Annotated in this window: 13 protein-coding genes; 11 read left to right on the top strand and 2 right to left on the bottom strand. The window is 39.3% G+C overall.

Annotated features, from left to right (window positions below):
* Positions 1–161 precede the first annotated feature (161 nt).
* Positions 162–683: a type VI secretion system tube protein Hcp gene (locus ABKW31_RS18985; protein ID WP_348618165.1), complete on the top strand. Its 522-nt coding sequence runs from the start codon at positions 162–164 to the stop codon at positions 681–683.
* A 663-nt stretch (positions 684–1,346) separates the two neighbouring features.
* Here the strand turns inward: ABKW31_RS18985 and ABKW31_RS18980 are convergent.
* Positions 1,347–1,739, bottom strand: coding sequence for a hypothetical protein (locus ABKW31_RS18980; protein ID WP_348618164.1), 393 nt, complete (start codon positions 1,737–1,739; stop codon positions 1,347–1,349).
* Positions 1,740–2,217: 478 nt separating this feature from the next.
* On the bottom strand, positions 2,218–3,300 hold the full coding sequence (locus ABKW31_RS18975; RefSeq protein ID WP_348618163.1) for a hypothetical protein: 1,083 nt from the start codon (positions 3,298–3,300) through the stop codon (positions 2,218–2,220).
* A 1,058-nt stretch (positions 3,301–4,358) separates the two neighbouring features.
* Here ABKW31_RS18975 and ABKW31_RS18970 point away from each other — a divergent pair.
* The 10 genes from ABKW31_RS18970 to ABKW31_RS18925 all read left to right on the top strand — a co-directional run bounded on the left by ABKW31_RS18970 (position 4,359) and on the right by ABKW31_RS18925 (position 11,192).
* A complete protein-coding gene (locus ABKW31_RS18970) occupies positions 4,359–5,558 on the top strand; it encodes a tyrosine-type recombinase/integrase (RefSeq protein ID WP_348618162.1) in 1,200 nt (399 codons plus the stop codon).
* 551 nt (positions 5,559–6,109) lie between these two features.
* The gene (locus ABKW31_RS18965; RefSeq protein WP_348618161.1) at positions 6,110–6,628 is read left to right on the top strand and encodes a sel1 repeat family protein; all 519 of its coding nucleotides are present in this window, start codon (positions 6,110–6,112) and stop codon (positions 6,626–6,628) included.
* A gap of 100 nt (positions 6,629–6,728) precedes the next feature.
* Positions 6,729–7,235 (top strand): hypothetical protein, encoded by a 507-nt coding sequence (locus tag ABKW31_RS18960; RefSeq protein WP_348618160.1) that lies wholly within the window; start codon positions 6,729–6,731, stop codon positions 7,233–7,235.
* 451 nt (positions 7,236–7,686) lie between these two features.
* Positions 7,687–7,977 carry a hypothetical protein gene (locus ABKW31_RS18955; RefSeq protein WP_348618159.1) on the top strand — a complete coding sequence of 97 codons (291 nt, stop codon included), beginning with the start codon at positions 7,687–7,689 and terminating at the stop codon, positions 7,975–7,977.
* 82 nt (positions 7,978–8,059) lie between these two features.
* The gene (locus ABKW31_RS18950) at positions 8,060–8,434 is read left to right on the top strand and encodes a hypothetical protein (protein ID WP_348618158.1); all 375 of its coding nucleotides are present in this window, start codon (positions 8,060–8,062) and stop codon (positions 8,432–8,434) included.
* A gap of 90 nt (positions 8,435–8,524) precedes the next feature.
* Positions 8,525–8,794: a hypothetical protein gene (locus ABKW31_RS18945; RefSeq protein WP_348618157.1), complete on the top strand. Its 270-nt coding sequence runs from the start codon at positions 8,525–8,527 to the stop codon at positions 8,792–8,794.
* A 98-nt stretch (positions 8,795–8,892) separates the two neighbouring features.
* Complete coding sequence (locus ABKW31_RS18940) at positions 8,893–9,291, top strand: hypothetical protein (RefSeq protein WP_348618156.1); 399 nt, start codon at positions 8,893–8,895, stop codon at positions 9,289–9,291.
* An 87-nt stretch (positions 9,292–9,378) separates the two neighbouring features.
* Positions 9,379–9,885 carry a hypothetical protein gene (locus ABKW31_RS18935; protein WP_348618155.1) on the top strand — a complete coding sequence of 169 codons (507 nt, stop codon included), beginning with the start codon at positions 9,379–9,381 and terminating at the stop codon, positions 9,883–9,885.
* A 110-nt stretch (positions 9,886–9,995) separates the two neighbouring features.
* A complete protein-coding gene (locus ABKW31_RS18930) occupies positions 9,996–10,586 on the top strand; it encodes a hypothetical protein (protein WP_348618154.1) in 591 nt (196 codons plus the stop codon).
* Positions 10,587–10,676: 90 nt separating this feature from the next.
* Positions 10,677–11,192, top strand: coding sequence for a hypothetical protein (locus ABKW31_RS18925; RefSeq protein WP_348618153.1), 516 nt, complete (start codon positions 10,677–10,679; stop codon positions 11,190–11,192).
* The last annotated feature ends 514 nt before the right edge of the window (positions 11,193–11,706 follow it).

Raw genomic sequence — 11,706 nt, 5'->3', positions numbered from 1 at the left:
ACTTGACCATTGTAAATAAGCTTCATAGACTGAATTTGGTATACATACTTAAATGCTGATGCATATCTTGGGCTCTCGCTTAACTCTGTTTTTTGACTAACAAAGTTAAGAGTGATTTTCAAAAAACACAAAACTTACTAATTTTTCTAATAGGACATCAAATGAAAAAATTAATTTCAAGTTTCGCAAGCTGCATAACCCTCATACTAATGAGTACTTTTTCTTTTACTTCTGCCGCCGCAGTCGATCAGTTTCTTACGGTTGATGGCGTAGATGGCGACAGTCAGGTCGCCAAACATGAAGGTGATATTGATATACTTGCATGGTCGTGGGGATCATCTTCAGTAGCAAAGGGAAAGGGAACCTCGTGCAATATTCAAGATGTATCGATCACTAAATACGTTGATTCAGCCTCACCCGTATTGTTGATGGGACAGCTGAATGGCAAAGTTTATGCGAGCGCTCAATTGGCCGTTAGTACCATAAGCATAACCACTCAACCTATAGAGTACATCGTAATTGATTTCAACAATGTAAGAATTACAAGCTTATCGACCGGTGGTTCAGGCGGTGAAGATCGTTTGACCGAAAATTTAACATTCAGTTTTAGCGATGCTACCTATACTTATACCCCACCAACAGGCGATGGCACTCCGATTACTGCGACTATCGGCGGTTGCTAAGAACGCAAATATAGCAGAAATTAAATGGCGCTCAACGACCTTGGCATAACTTCGTTTGAGCGCATCATTTAATAAAAGTTAAACGGTATGGCTGCTATGAGTATAGGTAAAATAAAACGTCATTTTTTATAAAATGTAAATATACGATGCCTCATGTATTCCGCTCTTTTAGATTCTTGAAGCAGTGAAACTTTGCTATTTGTCGTCTATTACTCAACTGTTTTTATCTAATTCAAAACAAGCTCCTGCCACTGATGTGCAAACCAGTTTTGAATATTGCTTTTTTGTATTCAGGTAACTAGCTATCTTTTTGAACACAGCTAGACATTCAATACTTCAAAGAACTGGGGGCTGAACGTCTTTAGATCGGCCCCACCTGTCATTCGGATTTCAGAATTCCAGTTTCTCAACCTTCCGCTTCATCGCCCAAAATGAAAATAGTCCAGCCGACTAGCACCGCCGAAACGTGATAGTTTTGCATCGAACCTAGATCCACCGCGAACCCCGCCGCTGTTGCTCCACAGTCTCGCCATGTGCCAAAATTCCACGCGCCCTGTGCGTCTTATGTGTATTTTATGGACATATTTAACTCCTGATTTTGCATATCGCTAAAGGGACCTTTTCCGTGATGTGAAAGGGCCTTTTAGCGGGGTTATGGGCGGACTACTTAGAGAGGGATTTGGCGCGGGTGGCTTTGAGTTTCAGCTCGTTTTCGGCACGCACTTTTGCTTTGATTGCATCACGCTCGGCCACCACATCGGGTAGACTGACCTTGTCCTTTATGAGTGGCTGCATACTGTCAGTAAAAGCCTCAACGTCGCCAATATTATGTAAGCGTTTAGAGTCTTTGAACGGTACGAGTATGTTTTCCGCTTTCAGGGCTGCGGACAGAAATCCGGCGTTGTTGGCACTTTGGGATTTATACAGCGAGGTGAATATCTTTGCGTTGAAGCTTGTGTCGGGGCTGGGGCGTTTTTCTATGGCACTCAGCACGTCGGTCAGGGCTATCCATTCGCTTGAGAACAGACCACCGGTGTCATTGTCGGTTATACGCACAAGTAAGGTTTTGGCGGCGGTATCGTAGCCGATGTTGTAGGTCAGGGTGGGGGCACTGGGTGCAGATACTTTGCCGCAGGTCGAGATTTTTAGGATGTCGATTTTGCTTTATTGGAGTTTGTCATGAGAAGTTCCTCTAAGGTTTACGATAAGCAACGATTGTGCTTATTTATATAAGATACCCAGAGAGTCGCATAGAAAAGATCAACGAACACAGCGTGAAAAACAATGATACTAAGGAGTATCGATTAGACGGATTTGACTTTTAAGTGACCGAGACATAACAGACCATCCGTGCTTGTTTGAGTAAACTAAAGTTTAGAACATAACGCCTATTTTGCTATTTTTTAAAAATGGGTTTCTAAGCCACGATCCCCAATAAAAAACCCGCGAGGGCGGGTATGCCAAGTACTGTTTTTGCTTAACTCATTAGTCGCAATTGAGCATTTAGTCTAAGCTTTTTTAGCGGTTATTCGTCCTATTTTTTGCGTTGTCCCAGTGGTAACTTCACTAGACGCATCAATTCATCAAAGTTGGCTTGATTGGTCGCTTGGTTATTATCTACTCTATTCAGTAATGCGCTAACGCTAGCTTGTAACTCAATGATGAGACTATTGTTATTAGCCACGCTAGCTTGTAACTCAGTAATGAGACTTTTGTTATCAGTCACGCTAGCTTGTAACTCAGTGATAAGACTTTTGTTATCAGCCACACTGGTTTTTAACGCGTTAACTGTTTCCAACAGTTCATCTGCACTAATTTGACTGGCTCGTGTTAAATCAGAAATAACCTCGTCTGTAGATACGCTAACTATAAAGTTTATTAGCTCAGTCTCAAGGCCTTTAGAAAAGTCAGTAAACACAGGGCCGTAACAGCCTACTCCTGGTCCTTGAACGCTACAGCTAGACGTAACTACTATTTCATATTGTGATCCTTCAGTAAGTAGTACAGGGATAGATACCGGAATATCGTTGGAGAAAACAGTGCGGCAAGGTTCTATGAATCCTACTTGAGCTAAAACACCGGCGCAGCTTTCTGATATGACATCTGCCCCTGCGATTAATGTTGGGTTAATCGTTCCATCTCCAGGTATCTTGTATATTTCTACTTTCACACCAAAGTCAACCCAACCTTCTAGTGCCTTTATATCGGCAGCTATTGTTCCTGAAGACTTTATTAATCCAGAAACGCTTGCCTGTATTGTTCTTCCAAAACCATCAGAGCCGCCAAAGTCAAAATTGGCTGAAATTTTTGTCGTTTGAATGTAAGCATTAAATGCATCGCTTCCCACTAAGGTCATCGCCGTTTTTACAGATGTACCGCTAGAGCTTCTTGCGGAAGCTGTCCTGCAAGCATATTCAAAAGGGCCACCTGCATTAGCATCACAATCCAAAATAATAGGTCCGATCCCTAAATCATCATATTTGGGATTGGTAAGGATGTTTTCAGCATCACTCCATTGCAGTGGTGATGATACGCCAGCTTCAACTGTCTCTGCTGTTGCCGTAAAGGCAGCAAACAATGCTGTAAATCCGACTAGTTTAACAATAGTACTTTTCATTAATTATTCCTTTGTTAATTATCATTTTGAGTAGTTATGCACTGCCTTAGTCATAAATGGCTGATTGGCTAATGTTTCCCCTATTTAAAATGAGAAAATGCGCAGGTTGGTTTTATTACCTTCATTGCAAGCATTCCATAATGGGGAGTTAAAACTGACCCAAAACTGGGGATTTTTATTCCTGAGGTAAGGACTTCATATTAGGAAAAAGTCAGCACAGACGGTGCTTAAGGATCTTAAAAGGGGAAGAGGCTACTGCCTATTGAGTTTTTTGCCTGCATAATCAAAGCCACTATATTTTTATTGTAACAAAACAATAAGTTACTGAATTTGTTATGTTTTTGAAATAAACAATTGTAAATAAGCTTGACACAATAAACCTTTATTGTAAGCGTTCGATACCACTTCGTATGTCATTAAATGTCACTATTTACTGAGGTTGCAGTGGTTAAAAGTATGTGGGCTATGCCTTATCAGCTTGGCAATGATTAGCTGGTAAATACGCTACGATGCCATTATTTCGGTGACACCAACGTGTTATAAGCTAAATACTGTAAAGAATTCCGACAATCGGCAATTCGGCCCCACCTGTCATTCGAATTTCAGAATTCCAGCTTTCCGCCGCCCCACCCAAAATGTAAACAGTCCAGACGACCCCACGCCCGCAAAGTGACAGATTTGCCGCCGCCCAAAATCCACAACAAACCTCACCACCGGTGCTCCACAGTCTCGCCCTGCGCCAAAAATCCTCGGGCCGTATACGTCTGTGATGGGCAGTGATCAAAATCACGCAGCGGGCCACTGAGCAGAAAATTGCCGCAGTTGATGTTTTTAATCAAAAAGTAGTGAGACCCGAAATCTATAAGTCGGTGGCTCTGAGGTAACTCGATGATTTGTAGGGTAAAAATGGTGGCCCAACCCTGACTAAGCAATTGATTTATAAGGCTTTTTTGTTTGGTTTGTCGTGTTTTAGGAACGTCAACATACCTGTGAATGTTGGTTCTGAGCCACTGCGTTCCACTTCGTTTAATTAATAATCAGTGGAATAAAGGTGGAACATGTCCGAAATTAAAAAAATATTTACAGATAAATTTATTGAGTCAATAAACCCTCAAAAAGCTATCGTCACTTATGTCGACGCGAGTAATAAACATCTTAAACTTTATGTAAGGCCATCTGGTGCGAAAACGTATTACTTTCGTGCACGAGTGGAAGGTAAAGAGGTAAAGCGAAAGCTGGGTAGTGTTGATTCCCTAAGTTTGGTTTTAGCAAGAATACTGGCAACGAATTGTTTTCAAGAGCAAACCAAACCAGTAGAAATACCCGCACTAGAAAACACCTTACAACCACAGAGGTATCTTACTGTCGATCAAGTTTTCGAACTTTATAAAGTTAACGAATTAGATCATCGCTCAACAATTGCAGGGCGCACTCACGGCCTAGAAATCGCTTATAATTTGCATGCAAAGCCTGAAATTGGTAGTTGTTATGTGAGTGACATAAACAAAAAATTTGCACGTGATTTCTTTAAAAAAATGCAGGCGAAAGGTTACTCGGTGCACAACAAGCTAGTTAGTGTTTTAAAATCAGCATTTAACTATGTAATCGACTACGAAGATGAACTCAATCTTCTAATCAACCCATTTGATCGAATAAAAAAGATGACTGGTGTGAGTCGCAATAGGTATCTGACGCATGTCGAGGCATCACGTCTATTAAAAGCATTGAATGAAGTAGACAATCAAGATGTAGCAGATATATATCGTTTAGCCTTGTTTACAGGGGCAAGGTTATCGAACGTAAAACAGATGATTTGGACAGATATTAACTTATCTTCAGGCGTATGGTTGATACCGGCAGGGCAAACTAAAACTAAACAACACTATGAAATACCTTTGCACGATTTAGTGCTGAATATTCTTAATAAGCGACGCATATCAACTCAACAAAGTGAATTTGTTTTCCCTTCTAAAAATAAATCAAAATACGGGTATATAACCGGTGGAGATCCTATATGGAAAGAGGCCATAACATTGGCAGGTTTATTTCATGAAAACCCTAATATTCGGCCTCGACCTCATGACCTGCGCAGAACCTTTGCAACGTGGCAACTGCAATCCGGTGCCGATATCAGTATCGTGTCAAAAGCGCTGTGCCATACATCGTTAAAAAACACGTTGATCTATGCTCACACAAAAGTGGAGCAGGTGAGGGATTCGATAAACGGAGCATTTGGGTTTTTAAATAACGAGTGTTAGCTATTGTAAAAAGTTAATTAAAGTTTTAAAAAGCCGCTACTGATCAAGATGTTAAAGCTATATAGCGGCTTTGAACAATCTAATTTAGATAGTTGCCAAATAGCACCTTTGTGCCAATTGGAGACAGTCGAGCACTTCATGCAAAACCTCTAGTTTATAGACAAAGCAGACATTTTATTTGTCCCAACGACCCTCTGATTATTTATACAGGTATAATGAAGTTTTCTTAAAAATCCCCTTTTCCCTTCCTATTAAATAATTTTAATGGGTCTCACTTTGTTTTTCAGAAAAGCGCTAAGTTATTAATTTAATTATGGAAAATATTTTGCTCATGGTTTTTAATAGGAAGCGAAAAAAGTCTCGTTAAAGTCAGGCTCCTTTTGTTTTTTAGAACTGCCGCAGTTTTGGCTGAAATAAAGTAAAAAATACGTAATAAAATCAATTGGTAAGCTAAGATAATGACGATAAAAACAATTAAAACGAGCAGAGGCAAATGCGAAATGCTCGTTAATAAGCGTTATGTAACCGGATAACTTATCAATCGGAGTCGTATGTTGTTTAAAAGTATATTTATTGTATTATTTTCTCTAGTCGTAACATCTGGCTGCCAATCTACTGGAATTCAGACAAAGCATATTAATTCACTTGAATTGGACGAGATTAACGGAATTAAAAGTTATCAAAAAGGTGAATATGAAAAATCTTTTGAACTTTTAAAAACACCAGCAGCATGGGGTTATAAAGGCTCCCAATATGCTATTGCATTTATGTTTTTGAAAGGACAATATGTTCAACAATCTACTTTAATGGGAATGGGATGGCTTGGTGTAGCCACGGAGGTGGAAACTGAGGAGTGGTCTGATCAATACAGAACTTTTTATTCAACTGCTACGGCAGAACAACAATTGAAAATTGATGAAATAGTTAAAGAGTATATTAAAAGATACGGAATGAAGTCTCAAAATATCACATGTACAAAATCATCAACTGTTTTATCACGAAGAGTTCAACACTCCTGTCATAGATCAGATCGGATAAGTACAGTGTATGAAGTTGATTTAGTTGAGTAATGGTTACATAACAAGCGCTTCAAACGGAAAAAATACAGCTGGCTGTTTTCACTCTGTTCAACATTTTAGCCAGTTATATTTTTCCGCTTAAGCGGGCGTTATGTTCCAAGGAGATAGCTTGCGGGTAATCATTGTTTTTTTGCTTCTTCTTTGTAGCTATTCAAATGCTAAACAGCCTGCACCTTTGGGTTCTTGTCTGTCTTATGAAATGAGTCGAATTAATAAGGATACAGGACGCTTTATACTTAAAAATGTGTTTGCCCCACAACTGTTCGAGAATCTAAAGAAAGAGTTTCCCGACCAGAAAATTGATTGGACAGCTTGGGAAACAACAGTAAGCGAATACGAAGGTGAAGACGGCAAAGAGAAAACAAAGTTGAAAGGTTGTTTTGAAGTTGCAGAAATACATGATAACACTGAATTAATTTCCTCGATCATGCGGATTTCGATGGCTAGGTTTCAAGCTGCAATGAAGTTTTATTCAAAACCAAGTTCTGAATTTATCCCGCAGGAAAAAGTCGATTCAATGCTTGATGGCTATGAAAATTTGTTGAAAGAGCCAAAGGTTCAGAGAGCAATCGAGGAAGAATTGGAACATAACAAATGAATTATGTCGTTCGTAAACTCACTGGGAATTTTACTCGCTGGCCTTCGGCCAAAGCGCTCCTAAAATCCCCATATTCAAAGCGTTATATTGCACAAGATTTTTGAGCGATTTGAGGCAATAATAAGGACTTTAAACGTAGATGGATTTAATAGGTTTAGTGCTTGGATTTTGGATGTTCATCTTCAGTAAGATGTATAGGGAAACTTGGATACATGACTATAAAAAGTCCAACCCTCTTTTTAAATTTTTGCATGTCTTGGAATCACTTGTCGCAGTAGCTATTGGTATAGGCGTTCCGATCTTTTTTATCTATTTATTGATAGGCGGTGAGTAATGCAATATAACAAGCCGTTTAACGAAAACGCCAGCAAACTACGCTGGCAAGGACTCGCAAACAACGCTCGCCCGTTAACGGGGCGTTAGCTGCCAAAATCAAACAAGGAGAGTACAGATGACCCCATTTTTAATGGTCGCAATTCCCGTCGTTTTAATTGTTGCCTTAGTTACTCTAATCAAACAAAGAGACTTAATTGCTTACTCTGTCATTATTGCACTGAGCATCTTAACCACTGTCATCGTAGATTTTATCTATTGTTCTGTATTGCAAACCAAGTGTGAACCAGATGCACTCAATGCGGTGGGTTATTTCTTTTTTACATTACTGGTCATGGCATCTTCTAGTGTTACTTATGCTTTGTTATCTTCATTTCTGAAATATCAAAGGGATAAACATGTCAGCTAACAAACCAAGTCAGCGGGAATTTTACTCGCTGAAAAACGCTCATAAAATCCCCTGCTTGGGGCGTTAAGTTGCTAAGGGAATTATGGCATCGCTCAAACCTTTAAAAGGTGCAGCGTATAATATCGCTCATCACGCCCAGAGTGGCTTAAGTTGTTTATATCCATATGTAGGTGAGCTTTGTCAAAAGGCAGGTTTAACTGCTGTAACTATCAGGCTCCTAGACGAAGAACCGTACCCCACAGAGTTGGATTATATAAAACCATTTTCACTTGCAGTAAATGCATTAGTGGTAAAGTTCGAAGAAATTTTATCTAAATTAAACTTGCCAATATCTGAAGTGGCTCAAATGGATTTAACTATCTTGCTTAACAAAGAAAATGGTGATGGTTCAGTATACTCAGTAGAATCAAAAATGGTTTTAAAATCAGGCGTAAAGTGGGTGCAGGTTGTTGAGTAAATCGCAACTTAACAAACCAATTAATCCGACCTCAACTCGCTGCGCTCTTTGCGTCGGCTTATTGGGGCGTTAGCTGTCATGGAGGAAACAATGGAATACTTCAACTTATCCCAAATTATCATACTGCTGATAATTATACTCGCTTTGGTTGGGCAATATTACGCAATTCAGAAAGGGAAGCTTGTTCCTGTAAACTACACCAATAATCAAAAGGTTGTTGCTGGGGTATTCGCTTCAGCACCAATTGTGTTTTGGGGTGTTGTATCAAGTAATTATCCGCTAATTTTTTTCGGACTTTGTATCGGTTTTGCATGTTATAAAAAGAAAACGTGGCACAAGTTCAAGGCAAATGACAGCTAACAAAAACATCAACTGGAAAACTACTCGCTGCAACTTCGTTGCAAAAACGCTCATATTTTCCAGTTATATTAAGCGTTATATCGAAATATGGATAGCCAATGAGTATTGAAATCTTATTAGTCGTGATAGTGATTTTGCTTGCAGCAATCCTGCTAATGCAAATTTTGAATTATAGGGTTCAAGTTAGCTCAGGAGATGTTATCAAAATATTCAGTCAGCAATTGGATGCTAGACGGAAAGAAACCCACAAAGACTTAGGTGATCTGATAGAAGAAGGCAATTTTGAAAAGCTGTTAAGTATTATTGATGCGCGGATAGAAAAAGAGCCTCAAAACTCAGGCCTATATTGGTATAAGGGAATAGCATTGTTCCATCTAAAACGCTGGTCTAAAGCAAAGGATGTATTTAACCAGACTATCTCAATAGATCCTCGGTATAAAAAAGAATTGGAAGAACATTTCAAAGCAATTGAGCAAAATGAAAAAAAATCGATATAACAAGCCAAGCCAGCGGGAATTTTACTCGCTGAAAAACGCTCATAAAATCCCCTGCTTGGGGCGTTAGCAATACAAGGGAGCATTGGCATGAATTTAAAGTTGGTAGCTCTTTTAATTTTTCTTTTTATAAATAACCCTGTTACTGCTGAAGATGTTACGAGTTATGAAAAGGAGTTTTATCTATTCGTTGAAACGGCACCTGAAATATTTCAGTCGAGCGTAAACCTATACGAAGAAATTCATGAACTTAATGTTGAATCAAATTTAAAATCTAAACTTTTAGATTGCGCCTTAAATGAGCGCCATATTTATTTAAAAGAGTACATTCCTTTCTTCAAAAAGTATTTATCTATTGAAGATATGCAAGGCATATCCACTTGGCTAAAAACAGCGTCAGGGCAGCTTTGGGTTGATTTTCATAAAGGTAAAATCGAAACTAGTTCATTATCTGAGAAACAAGTTACAGAGATTAATAAGTTTACGGAAAATGACTCAATGAAAAAGCTAGAGCTGGCAACAGAAGAGTCTTTATCTGTCGCGCATGTCGCGGGCAAGAAGTTCGCAGATTATTGCTCCGAGAAGGTTGGGTTATAGTATTGCTAACAAGTTTATTAAATATCGTTACGGCCAAAAAACGGCCTTCACTGGACGCGCAAAAAACGCGCGCCGTTTATAAAAAGCGTTATACGCGAAAGGAGAATATCGTGCGTAAATTAATTTCAATAGCAATTGGAACTGCATTCCTTGCTTCATGTGCTTCAACCACACCAAGTACGAACGTTGTAGCTGTAAATGTTGAATTACCTAAAAATATTGAATGGAGTGTTGTATCGGATCGCTCCGATAATCTTCAGTATATTAAAGAGTGGGTGCCAGAAGGAGAGAACCCATTATCAGCAACTTGGCTGATTACCGAACAAAAACTCACATTAGGTTCAAAAATATCTGCTGAAGCATTTCAAAAGCAAATGTTTTCACTTTCAAGGCAAAGTTGTACAGACGTTTTGTTTAACGGCCCTCAAGAAATAAATATTAATGGGCATAAAACATCTGTTGGAAGGATCATGTGTGCAACGCAGCACGGTAAGCCGTTTGGTACGTTTACCGATCAACGTGTGGTTGTTGATGGCACTTCAGCCTACGTAGTAACTAGCGAGTTAAGAATGCCTGCTTCGCAAAAGGCTGGTGTTTTAGCTTTTGGCAAAGACCAACTTGATAAAATGAAGCAGTTCATGGAGTTACAAGGTGTTTCTTCAAAGCTAGTACGTGAATCGGTTAATGTACAAGTTCAGTGATAATCGCGTATAACAATCCAATTATTCCGACCTCAACTCGCTGCGCTCGTTTCGTCGGCATATTGGGGCGTTAAGCATCTAGGAGGCAGTTTGAAAATTTTCGCACTTTTTATTGGTTTCATTGCTTTCACATCCAGCTTTGCAACCCACGGATTCGCTATGAGGGTGGTTGGCTCTTGTCACGACAATGTATTTTCACTTGAAATCTCTACTTCCTTTCATGGACAAGTTACTTTTTCACTTTGTGAATCTCAAGAAAGTAAAACCCTCAGAGTGAAAACCCTAAACATCGTTTATGACGAGAATAATAAGAAAAGCGTAATGACCGAGGTCACGGAAATTAAAGATTTAACAGGCGATAGTTTCGATAAGATTGTTGCTATGTACGAAGAGGCCTTAGCATTTAACACATTGGATAATGCCAATGGTTTGGATGGCTCGACATGGTGTATAAAAACATATCGAGGTATGAACGATTTAAAGGCTTGTTTTTGGACTCCAGGGAGTAATACGGAATCGCGAGGTTTAAGCGGTCTTTATAATTTGGGTGAACATCTTTGGGATGTTGCAAACTTAAAAAACAATAAACAATTTCAGTTTTATTAATAGATGCCTAACAAACCAAGTCATCGGAAAACCCCTCACTGGCTGCGCCAAAACGTTCGCCCTTTCCGCTGCTTGGGGCGTTATAGCGCTTCAGCCTTACAACTTGTTGGTTAGTATCGGTAGTAAGTTTTAGGTTCAAAATGTTGTGGTTAGCTAGTGCTCTTTTGGGCAATCGTTCGTTTCTTTTCTTAATCCAACAACCTTTATAAACTTCCAGCGCTTTTAGTCAAAACTGTCCAACCTAACATGCAAAAATTACTTGTTGTTTTGATCAAGGTTGGTTTAGTCTACGGGTAATATTTTTAATCGTGTTGTTGTGCAAACAGGGTAGGCGGCAAGCCGCGATAGTTCATTAGGTTGGCGCAATAACAAAAACATCAACTGGAAAATCACTCGCTGGGCTTCGCCCAAAAGCGCTCGCGTTTTCCAGTTATATTAAGCGTTAGTGTTGTAATCAAACTATGGAGTGTAAAATGGAATTAGGTGCATTTTCAGTAAGTTTAGCGGTTAAAAA

The organism is Paraglaciecola sp. 25GB23A, assembly GCF_040012495.1.
Classification (GTDB): Bacteria; Pseudomonadota; Gammaproteobacteria; order Enterobacterales; family Alteromonadaceae; genus Paraglaciecola.
The sequence above is the reverse complement of the archived record's forward strand: the minus strand, read 5'-3'. Positions and strand labels throughout refer to the sequence as shown.

Coding starts and splice junctions, on each gene's coding strand:
- ABKW31_RS18985 (WP_348618165.1), top strand. CDS start 162: ATGAAAAAATTAATTTCAAGTTTCGCAAGCTGCATAACCCTCATACTA.
- ABKW31_RS18975 (WP_348618163.1), bottom strand. CDS start 3,300: ATGAAAAGTACTATTGTTAAACTAGTCGGATTTACAGCATTGTTTGCT.
- ABKW31_RS18970 (WP_348618162.1), top strand. CDS start 4,359: ATGTCCGAAATTAAAAAAATATTTACAGATAAATTTATTGAGTCAATA.
- ABKW31_RS18965 (WP_348618161.1), top strand. CDS start 6,110: ATGTTGTTTAAAAGTATATTTATTGTATTATTTTCTCTAGTCGTAACA.
- ABKW31_RS18960 (WP_348618160.1), top strand. CDS start 6,729: ATGTTCCAAGGAGATAGCTTGCGGGTAATCATTGTTTTTTTGCTTCTT.
- ABKW31_RS18955 (WP_348618159.1), top strand. CDS start 7,687: ATGACCCCATTTTTAATGGTCGCAATTCCCGTCGTTTTAATTGTTGCC.
- ABKW31_RS18950 (WP_348618158.1), top strand. CDS start 8,060: ATGGCATCGCTCAAACCTTTAAAAGGTGCAGCGTATAATATCGCTCAT.
- ABKW31_RS18945 (WP_348618157.1), top strand. CDS start 8,525: ATGGAATACTTCAACTTATCCCAAATTATCATACTGCTGATAATTATA.
- ABKW31_RS18940 (WP_348618156.1), top strand. CDS start 8,893: ATGAGTATTGAAATCTTATTAGTCGTGATAGTGATTTTGCTTGCAGCA.
- ABKW31_RS18935 (WP_348618155.1), top strand. CDS start 9,379: ATGAATTTAAAGTTGGTAGCTCTTTTAATTTTTCTTTTTATAAATAAC.